Annotated in this window: 21 protein-coding genes; all 21 read left to right on the top strand. The window is 40.0% G+C overall.

Annotated elements, in window-relative coordinates:
* The first annotated feature begins 10 nt into the window (after nt 1-10).
* The 21 genes from AC5FX4_RS18260 (at nt 11) to rfbA (ending at nt 20,851) form a co-directional block, all read left to right on the top strand.
* A complete protein-coding gene (locus AC5FX4_RS18260; RefSeq protein ID WP_493607738.1) occupies nt 11-964 on the top strand; it encodes a Wzz/FepE/Etk N-terminal domain-containing protein in 954 nt (317 codons plus the stop codon).
* A gap of 83 nt (nt 965-1,047) precedes the next feature.
* Complete coding sequence (gene wecA / locus AC5FX4_RS18255) at nt 1,048-2,112, top strand: UDP-N-acetylglucosamine--undecaprenyl-phosphate N-acetylglucosaminephosphotransferase (protein WP_493607737.1); 1,065 nt, start codon at nt 1,048-1,050, stop codon at nt 2,110-2,112.
* Between the two features lie 32 nt (nt 2,113-2,144).
* A complete protein-coding gene (gspG, locus tag AC5FX4_RS18250) occupies nt 2,145-2,546 on the top strand; it encodes a type II secretion system major pseudopilin GspG (RefSeq protein ID WP_493607736.1) in 402 nt (133 codons plus the stop codon).
* Between the two features lie 4 nt (nt 2,547-2,550).
* A complete protein-coding gene (locus tag AC5FX4_RS18245) occupies nt 2,551-4,200 on the top strand; it encodes a GspE/PulE family protein (protein ID WP_493607735.1) in 1,650 nt (549 codons plus the stop codon).
* Entirely contained in the window at nt 4,200-5,402 is a 1,203-nt protein-coding gene (locus AC5FX4_RS18240; protein ID WP_493607734.1) for a type II secretion system F family protein, read from the top strand. The genes AC5FX4_RS18245 and AC5FX4_RS18240 overlap by 1 nt, the downstream gene beginning before the upstream one ends.
* Nucleotides 5,403-5,404: 2 nt before the next feature.
* A complete protein-coding gene (locus AC5FX4_RS18235) occupies nt 5,405-5,794 on the top strand; it encodes a type II secretion system protein (protein WP_493607733.1) in 390 nt (129 codons plus the stop codon).
* Nucleotides 5,784-6,209 (top strand): PilW family protein, encoded by a 426-nt coding sequence (locus tag AC5FX4_RS18230; RefSeq protein WP_493607732.1) that lies wholly within the window; start codon nt 5,784-5,786, stop codon nt 6,207-6,209. The genes AC5FX4_RS18235 and AC5FX4_RS18230 overlap by 11 nt, the downstream gene beginning before the upstream one ends.
* Nucleotides 6,199-6,864, top strand: a complete 666-nt coding sequence (locus AC5FX4_RS18225) for a PulJ/GspJ family protein (protein WP_493607731.1) — start codon at nt 6,199-6,201, stop codon at nt 6,862-6,864. Before AC5FX4_RS18230 ends, AC5FX4_RS18225 begins: the two co-directional genes overlap by 11 nt.
* Nucleotides 6,864-7,715: a type II secretion system minor pseudopilin gene (locus AC5FX4_RS18220; RefSeq protein WP_493607730.1), complete on the top strand. Its 852-nt coding sequence runs from the start codon at nt 6,864-6,866 to the stop codon at nt 7,713-7,715. The genes AC5FX4_RS18225 and AC5FX4_RS18220 overlap by 1 nt, the downstream gene beginning before the upstream one ends.
* A gap of 7 nt (nt 7,716-7,722) precedes the next feature.
* On the top strand, nt 7,723-8,865 hold the full coding sequence (locus tag AC5FX4_RS18215) for a hypothetical protein (protein WP_493607729.1): 1,143 nt from the start codon (nt 7,723-7,725) through the stop codon (nt 8,863-8,865).
* Entirely contained in the window at nt 8,858-9,424 is a 567-nt protein-coding gene (locus AC5FX4_RS18210; RefSeq protein ID WP_493607728.1) for a hypothetical protein, read from the top strand. The genes AC5FX4_RS18215 and AC5FX4_RS18210 overlap by 8 nt, the downstream gene beginning before the upstream one ends.
* On the top strand, nt 9,417-9,926 hold the full coding sequence (locus tag AC5FX4_RS18205) for a hypothetical protein (RefSeq protein WP_493607727.1): 510 nt from the start codon (nt 9,417-9,419) through the stop codon (nt 9,924-9,926). The genes AC5FX4_RS18210 and AC5FX4_RS18205 overlap by 8 nt, the downstream gene beginning before the upstream one ends.
* A gap of 16 nt (nt 9,927-9,942) precedes the next feature.
* Entirely contained in the window at nt 9,943-12,000 is a 2,058-nt protein-coding gene (locus AC5FX4_RS18200) for a secretin GspD/PilQ domain-containing protein (RefSeq protein WP_493607726.1), read from the top strand.
* Between the two features lie 356 nt (nt 12,001-12,356).
* On the top strand, nt 12,357-13,667 hold the full coding sequence (locus AC5FX4_RS18195) for a hypothetical protein (protein ID WP_493607725.1): 1,311 nt from the start codon (nt 12,357-12,359) through the stop codon (nt 13,665-13,667).
* A 145-nt stretch (nt 13,668-13,812) separates the two neighbouring features.
* Nucleotides 13,813-14,940 (top strand): DegT/DnrJ/EryC1/StrS family aminotransferase, encoded by a 1,128-nt coding sequence (locus tag AC5FX4_RS18190; RefSeq protein WP_493607724.1) that lies wholly within the window; start codon nt 13,813-13,815, stop codon nt 14,938-14,940.
* Nucleotides 14,918-15,487 (top strand): acyltransferase, encoded by a 570-nt coding sequence (locus AC5FX4_RS18185; RefSeq protein ID WP_493607723.1) that lies wholly within the window; start codon nt 14,918-14,920, stop codon nt 15,485-15,487. The genes AC5FX4_RS18190 and AC5FX4_RS18185 overlap by 23 nt, the downstream gene beginning before the upstream one ends.
* 2 nt (nt 15,488-15,489) lie before the next feature.
* Nucleotides 15,490-16,518 (top strand): TDP-N-acetylfucosamine:lipid II N-acetylfucosaminyltransferase family protein, encoded by a 1,029-nt coding sequence (locus AC5FX4_RS18180; protein ID WP_493607722.1) that lies wholly within the window; start codon nt 15,490-15,492, stop codon nt 16,516-16,518.
* Nucleotides 16,518-17,933, top strand: a complete 1,416-nt coding sequence (locus AC5FX4_RS18175) for an oligosaccharide flippase family protein (protein ID WP_493607721.1) — start codon at nt 16,518-16,520, stop codon at nt 17,931-17,933. The genes AC5FX4_RS18180 and AC5FX4_RS18175 overlap by 1 nt, the downstream gene beginning before the upstream one ends.
* A 12-nt stretch (nt 17,934-17,945) precedes the next feature.
* A complete protein-coding gene (locus tag AC5FX4_RS18170) occupies nt 17,946-18,905 on the top strand; it encodes a glycosyltransferase family 2 protein (protein WP_493607720.1) in 960 nt (319 codons plus the stop codon).
* Between the two features lie 3 nt (nt 18,906-18,908).
* On the top strand, nt 18,909-19,991 hold the full coding sequence (gene rfbB, locus AC5FX4_RS18165) for a dTDP-glucose 4,6-dehydratase (RefSeq protein WP_493607719.1): 1,083 nt from the start codon (nt 18,909-18,911) through the stop codon (nt 19,989-19,991).
* Complete coding sequence (rfbA, locus tag AC5FX4_RS18160) at nt 19,988-20,851, top strand: glucose-1-phosphate thymidylyltransferase RfbA (RefSeq protein WP_493607718.1); 864 nt, start codon at nt 19,988-19,990, stop codon at nt 20,849-20,851. Before rfbB ends, rfbA begins: the two co-directional genes overlap by 4 nt.
* The last annotated feature ends 31 nt before the right edge of the window (nt 20,852-20,882 follow it).

Below are 20,882 nucleotides of genomic sequence, written 5' to 3'. Positions count from 1 at the left end.
GCAATTTGAGGTGAAAAAATTGGAAATTAGTGAAGCAACTATTATAAAACGCAACGAAGTCGATCTTACCGAGATCTTATCTGTACTGTGGAGAAATAAGCTTCTCATTATTGCGCTATCAACAGTATTTGCAATCGGTAGTGTGTTTTTTGCGCTATCGTTGCCTAATGTCTATCAGGCAACGACTATATTAACGCCTGCGGAAGATGATCAAGGGGGTATGCTGTCAGGGCTAAAGTCTGAATTTGGCGGCCTGGCGGCAATGGCTGGCGTGAACCTTGGTGGTGGAAAGTCAAATAAATCACAGTTGGCTTTGCAAGTGCTAAAAAGTAGAGCGTTTATTAGCGAATTTGTGGATAAATATGACCTTAAAGCTAAACTGATGGCGACAGAAGGTTGGGATTTAGCAACGGATAAGCTGATATACAAAGACAAAATGTATAACACGCAAACCGGAGAATGGCTGCGAGATGTTGTGCCGCCAATGACTGCCGAACCAAGCGTGCAGGAAGTTTTCGATTTTGTCATGGGCAATAACGTACAAATTGAAGAAGAGCAGAAAAAGGGCATAGTAACACTGTCTGTGACCCATTACTCGCCGAAGCTAGCCAAATTTATCGCTGATCATTTGGTGTTGGAAATTAACTTGTACATGAAAAAACATGACGTTGCGGAAGCTGAAGGTAAAATTGCGTACTTAACAAAAACATTAGAAGAAACGGCCGTTGCTGATATGCAACGTATCTTCTATCAGTTGATTGAACAGCAAGAACAAACCAAAATGCTGGCAAAAACGCAAGAACAATACGTGTTTAAAACCATAGACCCTGCTATTGAGCCAGATCGTAAAGCAGGACCGAAACGCGCGTTAATTTGCACAGGTATTACTTTCTTAGGATTTGCTTTAGCGACTGCAATTGCTTTGTTTAGACATTTTGTCCTTTTAAAGCCAATAAGAAAATAAGTGTTATAAAGTGTTATCGACAATTTTTTTTATTGGGCAAAAGCGGTATAATCGCCCGTTGATATTAGGAAGTCTTTGAGGATATGTGGATCTGTATGGTCATCTTTTTTGCGTTTTTTGCCTCGTACTGCACTATTTTTATGGTAAAACCATTGGCTGAAAAGATCGGTTTAGTTGATGTACCTTGTAGCAGAAAAAAACACGTTGGCTCGATCCCACTAATTGGCGGTTTATCTATTTTCCTCGCTGTTTTAATCTCAATTTTGGTCTTTATTCCTCTAGAGAAACGTTTGGTTGTTTATCTAGTCTGTGCAGCCGCTATCGTTTTATTGGGAGTGGTGGACGATTACAAGCAGTTAGGAGTTAAGATCAGACTTTGTGTGCAAGCCGTTGTTGCTTTGCTTATGATGTGGGGCTCTGATGCGTACATCCATAATTTGGGCAACCTATTTGGCATGGGAGATATTGAGCTTGGATTATGGGGCATCCCATTTACTGTCGTCGCAGTCATCGCAGCGATTAATGCATTCAATATGATTGATGGGATTGATGGCCTAGCAGGGGCGATGAGTATCACGACATTCACCGCAATTTTGTTCTTAATGTTGGTTAACGGTGGTGAGCTTAGTGTGTTACCACTTATTATTATCGCGACCATCGTACCTTACCTTGCTTTTAATCTTGGTGTTAAAGGACATCGTAATAAAAAGATATTTATGGGCGATGCAGGCTCAATGTTTATTGGCCTAAGCGTTATTTGGTTGCTGATGATCTCAACGCAATCACATACGAGCAATGCATTTAGTCCAGTTACTGCACTTTGGATCATTGCGGTTCCTTTAATGGATATGATGGCGATCATTATAAGAAGAGTGAAGAAAGGTCAATCCCCTTTTATGGCGGATCGAGACCACCTACATCATGTATTTATGCGCATTGGTTTTAGCCCTAGACGAGCGCTTGCAAGTATTAGCTTTTTTGCAATTGGACTCGCATCTATTGGGGTTATGGGGGAGCTTGCGGGTGTACCTGAGTGGGGAATGCTGATATTGTTCTTACTGGTTTTTATTTGTTACTCGGCTTGTATTCAGCATGCATGGCGCGTAGCTCGCTTTTTAAGAAAATATATTTTCGTTAAGAATAAGTGATTGAAAAAATGGCGTTTAACAGAAGTATAATTATGAAAAAAAATAAGCAAACGGGCTTCACTATGATGGAGCTACTAATAGTCATTGTTATTTTGGGTTTGTTGATGTCATTAGTTGCACCTGATTTTTTTAAAAGACTAAGCTCGTCTGAGAGAAAAATAGCCGCTGCTCAAATGGCTGCTTTTGAAACGGCTATTGATACATACCGTCTTGACGTTGGCAATTATCCTAAGTCTTTACAAGAGTTAAGAAGCAGCGAGATTTCGAGATGGGATGGCCCATACTTGCCTAAGGATGTTCCTATGGACCCTTGGGGAAATGCTTATGTTTATAAAGTTCCGGGAGAGAATGGCGCGCCTTATTTATTGAAGTCATTAGGTGCGGACGGCCAAGAAGGTGGTGAGGACGTTAACGCAGATATAGTTCATCAGTAATATTATGGAACTTAATCAATTATTAATTGAGCGTTTTAACGTCAAAGCCTCAGATTTGGATAAAGCAGAGTCTTACCAGCAAAAATATGGTGGTAGGCTCGAACAGATTCTCATTAATATGGGAAGTTTACCTGAAGACCAGCTTGTAGATGTCTATTCTCAGTATTTGGATCTGCCTATTATCACGGCAGAGCAGTTGAGTGCTTCTGAGGAAGTAAAGCTCGAATCTAAGTGTGATATCGATACTTGTATAGAACAGAGCTGGGTTCCACTCTCTATTGACGGAACAGTTTGGACATTTGCAGTTTTAGATCCATTAAATCCAGTAATGTGTGAATGGCTATTTAACCGAAAAATAACTCCAAACCTTATTCTCGCCCCCTCATCTGAAATTGCCCTGTTGGCTTCTAAATTTGCACCCGCAGATGAGATTGAAGATGAAACACTCAGCGCGGAAGAAGAAAAATTAAAGGAATTAGCGACAGAGGCGCCAATTGTTAACTTGCTGAACTCTCTTATTAGCAAAGCTCTAAGGCAAGGTGCCTCTGATATGCACTTAGAACCCTACGAAGGTCGCTATCGAGCGAGGTTTAGGGTTGATGGTGTCCTGCATGAAGCTGAAACTATCCCTGCAAGTAAGCAGCTCCCAATTGTTACACGTTTGAAGATCCTCTCAGGTATGGATATCGCAGAGCGTAGACGCCCACAAGATGGCAAAATAGAGATGAAAGTTGCCAATCAGGAAGTTGATATTCGGGTTTCTGCACTGCCTCTTAACGATGGTGAATCGATCGTAATGCGTTTCCTGCGAAAAGAGAGTGTTCGTTACGAAATGTCAGTATTGGGTTTATCGGCAGATATTGAACAAAGCATACGACAGGATATAAAGAAAACGGCGGGTGTAGTGCTATTGACTGGTCCAACGGGATCGGGCAAAACAACAACTCTTTATACTTTTTTGAATGCCTTGAATAATGATGATGTAAAAATTATTACGCTCGAAGACCCTGTTGAATATCAACTGGAGGGTATCAATCAAGTCCAAGTAAACAGTGAGATTGGCTTTGATTTTGCTGCTGGTTTACGTTCTGTCGTGCGTCAAGATCCAGATGTAATTATGTTAGGTGAAATACGCGATAAAGAGACAGCCCAAATCGCGTTGCAGTCTGCGTTAACTGGTCACTTAGTGTTCAGTACCGTGCATACTAATGACGCAGCGAGTGCCTACACTCGATTATTAGATTTAGGGGTAGAAGAATTTTTACTAAACGCGGCGTTAGTTTCTGTTGTTGCCCAAAGATTGGCGCGTAAGGTATGTGACGCTTGTTCAACAGTACACCCCGATAGTGCTGCGCTAATTAGACAATATGAGTTAGATAGTGTTGCAAGTCAATTCGGTTTAGAGTCGATTAATCTTCGTCATGGCATTGGGTGTGAACAGTGTGGTAATACCGGCTATAAAGGGCGTTTAGCGGTTACCGAATACTTAGCATGCGATGATACGATAAAAGCTTTGCCGAAAGACGCAGATTTTATTCAAAAAGCAAAGCGACATAATAAAAGTAGAAATCGCAGAACTTTGTTTGAAGATGGGCTTTATAAAGCAATTTTAGGCCAAACAACCATTGAAGAAGTCGTTAGGGTTGCTGGGTAATGGCGACGTTTGAATATAAAGCTTTTGATTCTATGGGTGGCAAATGCGATGGTCAGATAGAGGCTGACGATATTGCTTTAGCTCAGCAAAGGTTAGAGAAACAGGGGTTATTGCCATACGAACTAAAAGAGCAGCGCTCAGCTAAAGCTGCTTTTCATTTGCTTGAAGAACGTGTAAGTTTAGCCGATCTTGAATTTGTGACTTCCGAATTGAGTTTGCTTCTAGCGACGGGTATACGTATCGATCGAGGTTTAGATATCATTCGCAAAACCAAGGCGAACCCAGCGCTGGCTAGGCTACTTTCAGACCTAAGTCAAAGTTTAAAAAAAGGAAGCAGCTTATCACAAGCGTGTAAAGCGCACCCAAAAGTTTTTGATGGCCTATATTGCAATCTAATTGAGTTAGGTGAAGCTTCTGGTGATCTGGCTGGTACTTTCGCTGGCCTATCGCAAGATTTAAAGTTCAAAAGAGATTTGAAAAAACGAATTGTCAGTGCGATCACTTACCCTATAGTCATCTTTTTTGTCTGTGTTCTCAGCATTTTATTTATTTTTAACGTTATTATTCCGAAAATGGCTGATATGTTTGCAAATATAGAGCAGCTGCCATGGTACACGCAGGCTATGTTAGGAGCGAGTGCTTGGTTTAACCAAAACCAGTCTGCTTTACTGATAGGGGGGTTGTTGGCTGTGGGCGGTGGACTTTACGCAAGTCGACAAAGTAAAGTCCAGTCATGGTGGGATCGTATAGTTTTACGTTTGCCGATCACGGGGACCGCTGTCAAAACGGTTGAGAGGATAAGATTTAACACAGGCTTGAGCCTGATGCTGAAAGCTGGGTTGCCAATTGATAGAGCGTTAGAACTTGCGACGGGTAATATTCGAAATCAGCAGATGCGTGGCGAGCTGGAAGTGGCGAGGAAAAAGGTAAAAAGGGGTAATCAACTCACCCCTTCTCTTCAACAATCATCTATGTATCCACCCTTTTATGTTTCTTTATTAGAAGTTGGCGAAGAGTCAGGTAAGTTAGAAACTGTGTTTGATGAGGTGGCAAACCGTTCAAGGCAAGATTTTGAAACTTGGACAGATAGAATTACGTCATTACTCGAACCGTTGATGATCCTTTTTATGGGCGTATTTGTTGGCGGTGTTGTTGTCGTGATGATGCTCAGTATGATCTCTTTAAATGACGTTGGTTTTTAGTTTTGAAGAACTGGCACGGCTTCACAATGATAGAGTTGTTGATAGTACTGACTATCATGGGCCTCATTATGGCTTTAGTTGCGCCATTATCGTTGCAAGCGATCAACCGTTCTGATGCAAAAATGGAGTTAGTGGAAGTCAAAAACTGGCTACGTAATCGCTCTAATAAGGCGTTTTTGGAGCAAAAAGACTATCAAGTTGTTTTAGATAAACGTTCTGCTGTAGTTTTTTATCAAAAGCAAGAAATAGAGAGTAGGCAATTTAAGTATCTGCAGTTTCCCAGTCAGGAAATAGTATTAAACCGCTTTGGTATGATCTCTTCAGACCTTATTACCACAAAATATCTTGAGCAAACTTTACAAATTGATTTGCAGGATAGAAATGAACACTAACAAGGGCTTCACACTCGTCGAACTATTGGTATCGGTGGTTATCTTGTTGGCTGTGATAACAACTGTGTCGATGCTCTATCGCGGTGCGTTTATCAGTTCGGAGAAAGCCACCAAATATGTTCAATTGTCTACAGCAATCACTGGGATCTTAGATAATGTCAGATTCGAGATCCGTCACTCTTCATTTGAACAATCTGAGTTAGAAGGTACGGGTAATAACGGAGGGGTGTCATACCGCTGGGAAGCTTCTGTTATTAAAGAAAAAGTAGACCCTAGTTCGAGAGCAAGTGATGAATTTGGGTTGATGAAAACCTCTAGTAATAGTTACAAGCTATGGCAAGTGCAGTTAAATACAGAAGTCAAAGGTCTTACCCGTAAGTATCAATTCAAAGAGGTAAGTTGGCGTGAGAGATAGGCAAATGGGTTTCACACTTATTGAGCTACTCATATCAGTGACTTTATTGAGCCTTGTAATGGCAACGGGGACCTTTGCTTATTTTCAGTTTGCCAGTCGGTGGGACAAAGAGCTTGGTGACTTTCAACACCAAGCGCAGAAGGCAAAAGCGACCGCTCAACTTGAGCAAGTTCTAAAGGGAGTGTTGCCTTATGTGGTCCGCAATGAAAAGGAAGAGCCAACTTTTTTTTTCGTTGGAGGTAACTCAAGATTATTGGCCGTAACGAGCAATGGGTTGATGACTGGTAAGCCTGAAATATTCAGGCTTACGGTTCAGCAAACAAATAATACAACGCAGCTGGTTTATCAATCAGTACCCTTAACACAGGCAATGCTCATTTCCACAGAGCAAACAATTGATTTCGTAAGTTACAAAGTGCTATTGGAAGATGAGCAAAATATGGAGTTTAGTTACTTTGGCTGGCCAGATACCGCTAGAAAGTTTGGGCGAGTTCCGGGAGGTAAGGCGCAATGGTTTACGGACTATAGAGCCATAGATAGAAAACTAACACCGGAATACATTAAACTGCAAATCGGCAATATAAATATTCTCGCCCAGTTAGATATAGAACCAAACCGTTGGAAATCATACTTTTTAGAAAACGGAGTGCTTTAATGCAAAATGGTATTGCGTTATTACAAGTTCTACTTATAACCGCTGTACTTAGTTTGCTGGGATTGTTTATGACAAAAACAGCGAGACAGCAAGTATATATTGCAAGTGCGTTTGAAGAACGAGCCCAAGCTGTCGTCGCAAATTACGATGCAGAAGCAATCGTTCTATTTGGTTTACTGACAGAGTCTAAATCGCCTACAAGTACACTCTCCAGTGAGTTGAGTGAATTAACAGGCATCTGGAATTTTTATGGGAAACCATTTAACTACACTGAGAATACGAAAATTGTTTTACAAGATTTGCGCGGTTTGCTTAACCTCAGCTTTCCTGTGGAGCAAAGGTGGCTGAGAGTATTGACGAAACAGGGACTAACCGACTATGATGCTCGGCTCATAGTGAATAAAATTAAAGATTGGCAGGATGTTGATAAGGTTTCTCGGTATTCGTTGCCGGAAGGTGATTATAAAAATGGCACAATCCAAACTTTGGCAGAATTAAACCATATAGACATGCCAGAAGCCGTACGCCAGTTTTTAAATAAAAGTGCAACAATCAACAAAATGAGCATATTCAATCCCATGACGGCCCCTGATATGTTACTGGCGGCATTATATGATGCTCCGATAGCTGAGCAGCTTATTATTTTGAGAGAAGGCAAAAAGCTAACACCTACTTTATTTTCAACATATGTTCGTACCGAACCAAATTCAGATATTATGCTTTATCCATCAAATAACTATAGGCTCACAATTGAGACTGATATAGGGCATTCACGGGTCAATCGTACACTTTATTATTTATTAGAATCAAATAAACCAAAGCCTGTAAACTTAGTGGCTTCGGAAGGTTAATAATTGCATGAATAAACGGACATTACCTAGGTGGTACATAAAGTTAGTTGGTAATTTTGTGAGTTACTATCGGAACAATCAGCACTATGCTTTTGAGTATAAGCAAAATGAGTGGCGCTTTGTTGAGTGTGATAAGCCTAAAGCGATACAAATTGTTGCAAGAAATCACTATAGCGAGCAGGTTGAAAAGTTGCCTGTTACAGAACCAAAAGCATTGAATAACCTATTAGCCTTAAGAAAAAAAAAGCACGCGACGCAGTGCTACGCATCGCAAATTAGAATCAAAGATGACAGTACAACTTTTGTTAATAGCTGGCTGTTTGATGGCCGCGCTACAGGAGCGTTATTTTTGCTTCCTGAATCAGTACTGTTGTCACGTCAGCTTTCTGAATCAGAGATTAGTTGTATAAACGATGAGTATTATTTGGCAAAGAGAAACAACGTTATTTACTCGGCAGTAAAGTTCGCACTGATCAACACCCCTGAACGTTTTGCTAATACTGTAGGAATTAGTTATAAATCAACATCTCAAATGCATGCAGAGGCGAAGGTAGCCGAGCTTTTAGTTGAAAATACACTGCCAACACTAGTGGAATCTATGAGAGGGTTCTTTCAGCCAATAGGTACTTCTGCGTATCGCGGTGTTGCGAAAAAGTCTTCTTTTATTATCGGTACGAGTTTGCTTGCTTATCTTATGCTTAGCAGTGTGTATTTGATGGGCAAGAAGGCCTATGTTAGCTCTGAGCTCGAAAATAACCAAACAACTATAAATCAAGCGCTTGATAGTTTTTCGGATTATGAGCAGCAGCGCGATAAACTCGTAAAGTGGCAGGCTATTTTCCAAGATATACCTAAGGTATCTCCAAGCTTTTTGGTATTAGAAAGTCTTCGAGCATATGCCAATATAGAGCGGGTAGAACGTAAAGGTGAGCGATTTGTTGTTCGAGGTAAGAGTAGCAGTGCTATATCAGCTTTAGAATCTTTAAGTCAGTTTGATTGGGTTATAGCGCCAAAATTTGATTTTCCGGTGAGAAGCTATCAAGGACAAGAGGAATTTGTGATCAGTTTTTCGACTCCATCTGATGCACATAAACAACATTACCAAGTAGAAAAGTCACAAGCGACGCAGGCGGAATTAAACAATGATTGAGCAGCTAAAACAATATAGGTTGTTGTTAAGTATTCTGCTGCTACTCGTGGCAATGAAGTTTATCATTGTGCCAATTTTTACTTGGCAAAATGAGCAAGTTACAGCAATTGAGCAAATCCAAAAACGGCTAGCGAAAGCTGAGAATCTAAAAAGGCAGCAAAAAGAGCTGGATGTTGCTAATAAAAAAGCGATGATTTTGCATGAATCGTACGAAAAACTCTATTTTGATTGGCAAGACCCCTCAAAATTTAAAATTGACAAGCAAAAGCTGATCAATCAGTGGCTGACTGATAGGCAATTGACCACGATTAATGTAGGTTGGCAACCGAGTGTAAAGTTTGAGTCAGCGGGCATCCACAGAGAGCAAATGCGCGTAAACATTTCAGGTAAAGTGAACAATTTGGGGGCGTTTTTAACTCAGCTAGAGTCTTATATGCCAATTATAGCGATTGAATATTTTGACATGAATATAAGAGGGCTGAATGTTGAGGAAACCGGGAGTGCAGAAGTGAGTTTGTTACTTTCTTTCTATATGCAAGATGAGGCCAAAAATGAATAGAGGCTATATTTATTTGATCTTGTTAATCTTATCGCTGTTTGTTTTTGATGTATTCAGCCGCTTGAGTTCTGACGTTGATGTGAACAGTACCCCGTTTTTGTTGGATAGCGCTGATGACGTTGTTTTACCAAAGTTATCTGAGCAGAGCTATGAGCAGCTAAATGTATTATTGACGAGTTGGATTAAAGAAAAACAAGAAGAGAAGCCAGCAACAAATAAAGGTATAAGTGTAGCTGAACAAGGTCAGCAACAAGGCGAATTGAGTACTGTATTTGCACAAGATAAAAAGTTGAAATTAAAGGCTGTGGTGCACTCTGCAAGTGTCGCCTATGCGCTTATTGAAGTGACGCACGTTGAGAGTGGTATGAGTGAATTAACGCGTTTTAATCACGGAGCAATGATAGAAGGCTTTTCTTTGAATATTAGCTCCAACACCAAAGTGGAGTTAAGCAAAGAAAAGCAGCAAATTACTCTCATTATGTATCAAAGTACGAAGCAATAACGATGACGGAAACACTATGAAACAAGCTCAAAAAATCTTACTCGGTTTTATTGTCACAGCGGGTCTGTCGGCATGTAATTCAGTGCCAGACTCTATTGCTGTAGATGGCTCGTACTTACACAAAAAAAATAATTTTAAAGCAGCTAAAAATGAGGTTGCTGCCTCGCAAACACAAGGAAGACAGGAGACTAAGCCGGGTGGTTTAGTTTATCTGCCAGCGCTTCCCGATGATAAAACATCACAAACTAGCCAGCCTAATTTATCGCAGCAATTCAGTGATACAGTTCAAGTTAAGCTAACCGCCGATAGCTTAAAAGTGAAAGATTATCTTCACTATGTTTTTGGTGACTTGCTAGGCGTCAATTATATTATTGGCGATACTATCAGCAATAGTAACGATGCGATTACTATTAACTTAAAAGAGTCGTTAAGTAAGCGTCGTTTGTTTTCTATTAGCCAAGATTTATTGATAGAGCGCGGCATTGTTATTAGGGAGCAGGAAGGAATTTTTTATATTCACCCTTCAGAGAATGCATCGGGCGGCAACGTGGTCTATGGGTATGGCAATAAAGTAGAAGATATACCCAATACAGCCAGTAATATTATCCATTTAGCCCCTTTTAAAGGAAGAGTACAAACTCCTTTAGCTAACACTATTCGTCAGATGACAAACGTAGACGCCCAGCCTTTATTCGACCAGCATGCGATCATGTTTAAAGGTAAGCGCTCTGAAATAGTTAGGGCGCTAGAGTTTATGCAAATGATGGATAAACCTACATTTCGAGACCGCCACATAGGGGTGTATAAATCTACATTTATGCCAGCCAAAGAGCTTAGCCAGAAGCTTGGTGAGCTCTTGAAACAAGAAGGTATCACTAGCAGCGATACAGGCTCGACAGAACAAACCGTAAGTGTGGTAGTGATAGAAAGAACAAATAGTTTGGTGTTTTTTACTAATAGCGATGCATTTTTGCAGCGTGCTGAGTTCTGGTCTCAGCAATTAGATCAACCCGCAGATAGTAACGAAAAGCAATATTTTATTTTTGAACCTGAGTTTGCGCGTGCGGTGGACTTAGGGCAAAGCCTACAAAACTTATTAGGTGGTGGAAGTGGTTCACAATTAAGCCGCGCAACATCGGTCAGTGCTGAAGCACAAGAGCAAAAGCAAAGTACAACAGCAAATACAAATATTTCTGTGAGTAATCAAAGTTTGCGAATGGTGGTTGATGAACGCTCAAATGCGATAATTTTTCATACCTCAGGGGCGGACTATCGTAATATCCTTCCTCTTGTGAAAAGACTGGATGTTATGCCTAAGCAAGTAGTATTAGAAGTATTAATTGCTGAAGTGTCTTTATCAGATGAGTTTAGTCAAGGGGTGAAGTTTGCACTTGCCAATAATCGAAGTGCAAGAACGGGTTACTATAGTTTTGGGGGGGACGCAAGCACCGGTTTAAATTATGTGTTGGAAGGGGTAACAGGCAAGCTGGATATTCAACTATTTGAGAAGAACCAGAATGTGAATGTACTATCTAGACCAACTATTTCGGTTCGAGACGGTGTCGAGGCAAACATTACTGTCGGGGATGAAATTCCTACGACGGGTGAAATTGTTACCGACCCAGTAAATGGCTCTCGAACGTCGGTGGTTTACCGAAAGACCGGTATCGACTTGAATGTAACACCAACAGTCAATGCGCAAGGCGTTATTTTAATGGAGATAGAGCAAGAGATCAGCAATGATGCTTCAGGCGATGACTCGACACAAGGTCAGCCTACAATTTTTAAGCGCAAAATAAAAACAGAAGTCATCGCTGCCGATGGACAAACGATTATGCTTGGCGGTTTAATCAGTCAAAATAACAGTTTGACTGATACTGGCGTGCCATTTTTCTCTTACTTGCCGATTATAGGCCGTTTATTTGATGGTAAAAAAGACACTAAGTCAAAAACAGAACTAGTGGTGATGGTAACACCGAGGGTTGTTGAAGCCGCAGAGCAGTGGCAAGGTGTTATGGATGCATTTAAGCAAAACTTGACTAATCTAGAGTTTGACACGCAAACTCAGAATTAAGTACGAAAACATGACTGTTTAGAGTCACATTATTGACATATACTTAGCTTAAATTATTATTAAGTATTGTTCAAATAGCTAAAATTACGTTTTTTAACAAATAAAAATGGACAAAAAATCAACACCTTAATCCGTGCGTGAGTTTTTAATGTTTTGATTTTTTAGGTATTTTTTATGGTGAGGCTGATGTGGCCTTTTATAATAGAGTTAACGCTTAGTTTTTGCATAGTTAACTGCTTGACAATACACTAACAATGTTTAGACTAAGCATGGATTTGATCGGAATGTCACTTAGGTGACGGCCTAACTGAATGATCAAATAAAAGAAAAATAGGAACGTTTATTGTTCCCGTTTCATGAAACTTTGGAGAATGGAAAACATGTTCAAAAAATCTCTACTAGCGCTTGCGCTTGCAGGCCTTGCAACTTCTGCAGTAGCTACAGAAATGAAATTTAACACTGGTACTTCAGCAACTAACATCAGTGTTGAAGGCCTTGCAGATGGTCAAGTAACAAATAACACTATCACCTTAAGCAATGTACGCATCGTACTAGGTACAAATTATAGCTTAGACGATGTGGTAACATTCAAGCTAACTGGTGCTACATTTAATGATAGTGACCCTTTTACTCTAGTTGAAACTGGATCAACTGGTGGTGTATCTTTTACTTTCCTAAACATGAACACAGCTAAAGATGAGTTGAAGTTCCGCGTTACGTCTACAGTTACGGGAAGTCAGGTTGGTAAAGAATACGTGTTGCAAGCTAGCTCAGGCTTCGACGTAAAAGTTGCTTCGATTGCTAAAGATGGTAAGGTTTCTATCACAGCATCAGCTAAAGCTTCAACAGGTGACCAAATTGATACTAAAGGTACTGCCGATACTTTAGTACTGGCTCAAGGCGTTCAACAGTTCTCTGGAGAAGTTGCGAAAAGTGATGCAACTGTTGACGTAGCTTCTTTACGCAAGTCATTCACTGTGTCAGGCGGTACAATTCAGTATCCAACTCCTTCATTCACGGTTACTGAGCCTACAGCTACACCGACTGGTTCTATTACAGAAACTGATGTGCAAGTTGATCTAACTGGTGATTTCACTGGTATCAATGCAATCAAACTTGGTACTGCTTCGTTCACAATCGCAGCTGACAAAAAATCTGCTACGCTTAAGACTGGTACAACATTCGCTTCAGGTACAGCTCAAAACATCACTTTTGAACTACCTGCTGAAGACAAGCGTGTTGCTCTAACAGCTCCGCAAGACGTAAAAGTTACTGTATCGGCAATCTATGGTACTAAGTCACTTAAAGTTATCGATGCTAAAAACCTTTCTTCTTGGAGCCTAAATGGTGACTCTGAGTTTGTAGAAATCATGCCTTTCGCTGACAAATACTCACGCTACGTTGCTGTTACTAACAACAGCACTGTAGAAGGCGATATCATGGTTGAACTATTCTCTGAAGGCAAAATGATTGCTGCTAAGAAAGTTGGTACTGCTGCTAAGTATGCAGTAACAAACGTAACTGCAGCAGTAGACGCAATGGCTGCTGAAAACTCAATCACAGGCACTGCTGGTATTCGTGTTACAACTAACGCACCAGCTGCAAACATTGAAGTAACGGCACTTTACTTCGACAGCGAAAACAAAGACCACGTAAAAGTTAACTAATTTATAGTTACAGCTTTTATAAGTCTTAAAAAAGCGAGCTTCGGCTCGCTTTTTTGTTTGCTTTAAATGCTTGCCAAAAGGGTTTTTATTCGCGCCCCTTTCTATCTTTACCTTGATTCTGTAGACTACTTAGCTACTACCATTGATGTTTGAGTTATTAGTGAAATACCCCATAGTTAAACCCTTTTTACCCAATTTAGCCTTGTATCAACAGGAAATAGCTGAAATTTTTTCCAGAAATAGGTTATCAAATGGCGGTCCATGCTTAGAGGCTTTAACAAATAAGTTAAAAGCCTATTTGGGGGTTGAGCATTTATTATTAGTTGCGAATGGTACGCAGGCTCTGCACGTTGCATATGAAGTGATGGGTATTAAAAAAGCGATTACAACACCGTTTACTTTTGCTGCAACGTTAGGCGCGTTGCGTTTACAAAAAATAGAAACGCGCTTTAGTGATATTTGTTCTCAAACATTCAATCTTGACCCCGAAAAACTAACTCAGGAAGATCTTGAGTGGGCGGATGCACTAGTACCTGTTCATGTTTTTGGCAACCCCTGTGATGTTGATGTTATTGATAAAATTGCTAAAAAATATCAGCTTAAAGTTATTTATGACGCAGCGCATTGTTTTGCCAGTGAATATAAGGGCGCATCGCTATTTAAGTACGGTGATTGTGCAACGTTAAGTTTGCATGCGACTAAGTTGTTTCATACCGTTGAAGGTGGAGCAATCATTTTTAAGCACAAAGATGATTTAGAAAAAGCCAAAATGATAATTAACTTTGGACAGAATGCACAGCAGGTTCCTGTATTGGTTGGTACGAATGCTAAAATGAGTGAAATGCATGCTGCGATGGGGCTTTGTGTATTCGACCATATTGATAGTATTTTAGAACATAGGAAATCCCTTTTTAACCATTACACAAGTTGTCTTAATGGCTTTGTGGAATTTCAGCAATGGGATTGTAATAGCGCTAGTAACGGCTCATATCTAGCCGTACTATTCAATGATGAAAAAGAGCTTATGTATGTGCGAGAGCAATTAGAGCCTCTTGGAGTTCAGACTCGTCGCTATTTTTATCCCGATCTTAATGAGCTTGATTTGTATACAGAGCGTCGAGATTTACCTTGTTCGGATTCCGTTTCTCGCCGAATACTGTGCTTACCTATGTACTATGAACTTGATTTTAAAGATGTTGAATATATTTCTGCTAAAATCATAACTTTCCTAAAAAACTTCAGAAAACGAGATGAAACAAACATTGCATTATAGTAAGTCAGAATTGAAAGACTTAGGGATTAAAGCCGTCGGTGATAACTGCCTTATTTCTCGTAAAGCTTCTTTGTTCGGACTTGAAAGAATTGCTTTTGGTAATCATGTCCGCATTGATGACTTTTGTATTTTGTCTGCGGGTAAGGGGGGAATAACCCTAGGAAATTACATCCACATTGGTGCATATTCATCTTTAATTGGCGATGCATCAATTACAATGGAAGATTACTCAGGTCTTTCAGCTAGAGTGACAGTTTACTCAAGTAGTGATGATTATAGTGGCACCTGGATGACCAACCCAACAGTGGATGCGGCGTTTACTAACGTAACAAGTAAGCCTGTTCATATTGGCCAGCACTGTATTATTGGCGCAGGCGCTATTCTATTACCGGGTGTTAAACTAGGGTTAGGTGCAGCAGTGGGGGCGCAAAGCCTTGTTACAAAATCTGTTGACGAGTTCAAGATCGTTGCAGGTATGCCTGCTAAAAAGGTTAACAAACGAAAAAGGGATCTACTCAATATTCAAAAGCAGCTAGAAAAAAAATAGTCATGCTTATTCACATATTTTCAGCTTCTCCACATCATTATATCCCCATGAGGGAGTTTTTTATCAAGGCAGGAAAAGGGATCGAACAACAGTTTTGGATCCCTGTTGGTGCATCACATTGTAAGCATGGATTTGTAGAATTTGCGGATAATAAAGCACTCTTGGTTCAACTAGCAGCTATGAAGAGTAATACAAGGTTTGTATTTCATGGGGTGTTTGACCCCACTTTAATCCGTGCTTTGCTTCGGTTTAAACGCTTAGCGCACTCTGCATGTATGATTTGGGGAGCTGAACTATACCGATATGAACATAAACTATCGTTAAAAGGTTTAGTTAATCGCTTTATACATAGCCAAGTTTTAAAGAAGTTTGGTTGCGTTTTTACACTCAATCAAGGAGATAGCAATTTATTAACACAAAGACTGGCTGTTAAGCATGCACACGTTTTACCATACCCATTAATTGGTTTTGCTCAAACAAATACAAAAAAAAGAAGCGACCGAATTAAGCTATTGCTTGGTAACTCTGGTGCACCCAGTAATAATCATATCGAAATGCTACAAAAGCTTGCTGCCATACGTGATCTGGAATGTCAGATTGTCGTGCCACTGAATTATGGCGCAGAGCAAGACTATATAAAAAGTGTGATAGCGGTTGGTAAAAAATTGTTTTCAGATAACTTTATTGCGCTGACATCGATGCTGGATAAAACCTCTTATGACGAATTGCTCAACGAAGTAGATCTACTTGTATTTGCACATAACAGGCAGCAGGGGTTGTACGCTGTGTATGCTATGTTGCAGATGGGGAAACCCGTCTTTTTGAATTCTAACACTACCTCGTATAGAGATTTAAGCAGTCTCGGTTTTAAGTTGTATGATTCTTCAAGCTTACAGAACCTTGGTGGTGATGGACTTAATTGTTTAGTACAAAAAATAAATACGCAAAATCAAGGATTGATGCAGCGAAACTTTTCTGAACACGCTTTATTGCCCAAGTGGCGTGAAATGTTTGTGGATCTACTGAAATAATGAGCACGCGTTTCTCGGTAATAGGCAGTGTCTCATGGAGTACTGCAACTACGATCGCTAAATTTGCGGTGCAGCTAGCTCAATTTTTAGTGTTAGCGAGATTTCTCTCTGCTGAATCATTAGGTTTGCTTGCTTTCATAGGTATTTGTGTCAGTTTGTCTCAATTAGTCGGGGATGGTGGGCTATCCAATGCTTTAATATTCCACAAAAAACTGAGTAGAAATGAAATGTATCAACTCTACACTTTTGGCTTGTTGATAGGCCTAAGTGCCGCGCTTATAAGTTTTACCGTTATTCCTTGGGCTGGTTTTTATCTCAATCTGCCTGATTTAGAGTCATTCGCTTTGGTTGTTTCTGGAGTGATCTTCATCCGCGTGTGTATTGCACAGCCAATTGCACAGTTGCAAAAAGAGCTAAAATTTTATGATATTGCGGTGGTTGAAGTGTCTTCTCAATTTTCAGGCTTTCTAGCCACGTGTGCTTTGTTATGGCAAGGATTTGGGGTTACTGGCGCGGTATATGCGCAATTGCTACAAGCTATCGTGTTATTGATATTGTGCCTTTTTCTCCACCCTGAAAAGTTTGGTATTACATGGCCACATTTTAAAGTAATTAAAGGTCCGCTCAAATATGGCTGTTACCAAATGTTTGAAAATCTGACCGGCTTGCTTAGCAGACAGTTTGATCAGCTGGTTATATTAAAGCTTTTAGGAGCTGAAACGCTTGGAATCTATAGCTACCTAAAGGACTTAATAGGTAAGCCAATGTTACAGCTTATAAACCCGACGGCTAACCGCGTACTATTTCCGATGCTGGTTAATGTATCGAAAGATAAAAGAGCTTATTATTATCTCAATGCAGTGGCGTTGCTAAGTTTAATCAATATGCCTTTGTATATCGGGATCGCTTATTTTTCTGAACCTTTTCTTGAACTCATTTTGGGGGGGAACTGGTCAGAGTTTCATGAGTTTGCATCTTTACTCGCTCTTACATATTTGATTGTGTCTGTTATCAACCCTTGCAGTAGTTTGTTACAAGCGACAGGAGCTGTGAAGCGTTCTTTTTATTGGAACGTAATAGTCACTCTCTTACGTATAGTCGTTATTTTGTTGATTGTACCCTTCGGGCTTTTCGACATGCTTTTGGCCTTGCTAATATTACAAGTTATAATCTTGATTGCACACTGGTATTTTTTGATTAAACCTTGTGTTTTTATAGGGTTACTTGAATTCGCAAAGGCTCCAGTTTGCATCATTGCAGTTGCCTTGGTTTCATTGAGAGCTGTGATTTATTTGAATAACTTATTCTCTATCACGTTTATTGCGCAGTTGAGCGTCTTTTTGCTGATTAATGGTTTGGGAATAGGGCTAACTTTGTTAGTATTCCGAAATTTAGGTTTTGGCAGGCTGAGCTAGGTTGTGGTGAACATGGAATTTTCAAAAGAGAGTCAACAAATTATTACTGTCGTTGTAGGTGTTCCCACATATAAACGTCCAAATGGTTTGAAAAAGCTTCTAAAATCGCTTGATAGCTTATTTCTAACAAATCAAGTCGAACTTAAAGTCCTTGTCGCGGATAATGATTGTATAAATACTCAAGGGGTAAACTTAGTTAATGGAATAAGAACAGAGCTAAGTTATGAAATTGAAACAATCATAGTGGAAGAACGAGGGATCTCTTTTGTTCGTAACCAGATATTGAGTCATGCATTCGAAAAAAATCAAGCTGATTTTTTAGCTATGGTTGACGATGATGAGTGGGTTGACGCTAATTGGCTTCAATCTTTGTTAGACGTTCAAAAAAATACTTCTTGTGAAATCGTCGGGGGTATAGTCAGGCCTGACTTTGCCACTCCCCCCCCTAAATGGTTGGAAGAATTAAGTATTTATTACCCACCAGAACCATCTTATTCTCAACAAGTTGATTTATTAGAAGGCGTCGGTAACGTATTGCTTTGCAAAAACGTATACTTTCAATTCGAGCAACAACGTTTTGACCCATTTTATGCGTTATTTGGCGGAGGAGACAAGGAGTACTTCACTCGTTTGAAGGAGCGAGGGGCTCGTTTCGCAATTGCTGTAAGCGCGGTAAGTCATGAGGTGTTTGACGACGGTAGAATGACTAAACAGTGGGCGATTGAGAGGGCATACCGGATTGGAGCCGCTGATATGCGTATCATTTTAAAACATCACGGCAATTTCAAAACATTGTTGCTTGAGCTTACGAAAATACCTCTGGCACTTAGCCTTGGTTTTGTACTGTGTTTGGCATTTCATAATCAGGCTAAGCAAATGAAAGGACGCTTATTAATGTATCGACAACTAGGAAAAGTTAGTGGTTTATTCAATAAACACAAAGCGGTCTATAAGAAAGTACATGGGAGCTAATTAGTGTTACAGAATCTTACTTTGGATGCAAAACAAAGAGTTTTAGTAACTGGGGGAGCCGGTTTTATTGGTAGTGCATTTATACGCCATTTGATTAAAAAGACTGAAGTAACGGTGCTCAATGTTGACAAGCTATCTTATGCTGCTGATTTGAATAAACTGGAAGAGGTAGCTACTAGTCCTAGATATGCGTTTTCACAGATAGATATTGCTGACTTTGCCAAGTTACACAATACAGTGCTCAATTTTAAACCGACCATTGTTGTGCACCTAGCGGCAGAAAGTCATGTGGATCGATCAATTTTAGGCCCATCAGATTTTATACAAAGCAACATCGTTGGCACGTTTAATTTATTAGAGTCAGTAAGAGAATATTTGGATACTCAAGACGAGAACATTCGTACTCAGTTTCGGTTTTTACATGTGTCAACCGATGAAGTGTATGGAGACCTTGAGTTAGATGAAGAAGCGTTTACTGAGAAAAGTAGGTATCAACCAAGTTCTCCTTATGCAGCAAGTAAAGCAAGTTCAGATCATTTAGTTAGGGCTTGGGCAAGGACATATAACTTACCAGTTCTTATTACTAATTGTTCGAATAATTATGGCCCATATCAGTTTCCTGAAAAGTTAATTCCTCTAGTTATTCACAGAGCTCTTAATGGGGGCTGCCTTCCAATTTATGGTGATGGAATGCAAATAAGAGATTGGCTCCACGTTGATGATCACGTCAAGGCCTTATGCACGGTTATTAAAAAAGGGAGAGTGGGGCACACATACAATATTGGAAGCAACAATGAAATCTGTAACATTGAGCTAGTAAGACGAATATGTTCACTGTTAGAAATACACGCTTTCAACAATAAAAATGCGTTACGGGCATCGGGAGTTGGCTTTGATTCACTTATAGAGTTTATTCCTGATAGACCTGGGCATGATAAACGGTATGCAATTAACAGTGATAAAATAGTCAATACTTTAGGTTGGAAACCAACCATTTCTTTTGAATCCGGTCTTGAGATGACAGTAAAGTGGTATATTGAGTTATTTTCAAATTCTGGGAGTACTGTTTCGGAGCGCGCTCAGTGAAGGGGATTATTTTAGCGGGTGGAACAGGTTCTAGGTTATTTCCTATAACTCAAGGGGTTTGTAAGCAGCTACTACCAGTCTATAACAAGCCGATGATTTATTACCCAATATCAGTGCTAATGTTAGCAGGTATAAGAGAAATATTGATTATAACTACAAGCGTGGATCTGCCATTTTTCAGACGCTTGCTCGAAGAAGGGAAACAGTTTGGCATTGATATTCAATATGCCGTTCAAGATAGCCCTGATGGTATCGCACAGGCATTCATTATCGGTGAGTCATTCATTGGTAACGATAGTGTCTGTTTGGTGTTAGGAGATAATATTTTTTACGGTCAAGGTTTTACACCCGTTTTACAGAATGCAGCAAAACTGTGCGAAGGCGCTCTTGTTTTTGCATACCCAGTAGCATCAGCTCAACATTTTGGCGTAGTTGAATTTGATGAAAATATGCATGCGCTGTCTATAGAGGAAAAACCACTTAAACCGAAATCAAATTTTGCTGTCACAGGGCTTTATTTTTATGATAACAATGTTTCGCATATAGCAAAAACTATCAAGCCTTCATCACGTAATGAGTTAGAAATAACCGCTATAAATCAAGTTTATTTGGACGCGGATCGGCTGTCAGTTCAAGTTTTAGGGCGTGGTTTTGCTTGGCTGGATACAGGGACTCACGACAGTTTACTCGAAGCAAGTCAATTTGTTCAGACTCTGGAGCACAGACAGGGGCTCATGGTCGCTTGTCTTGAAGAAATAGCTTGGAATAAAGGTTGGATCAACTCAGAGGTTTTGCTTGCAAGAGCAAACTTAATGGAAAAAAGTCGCTATGGTGAGTACTTACGGTCATTGCTTGATTAGTTTTTTGCTAGGCATAAGCTTGTTGTCAGTA

Source organism: Pseudoalteromonas sp. ATL1 (assembly GCF_058933015.1).
The sequence above is the reverse complement of the archived record's forward strand: the minus strand, read 5'-3'. Positions and strand labels throughout refer to the sequence as shown.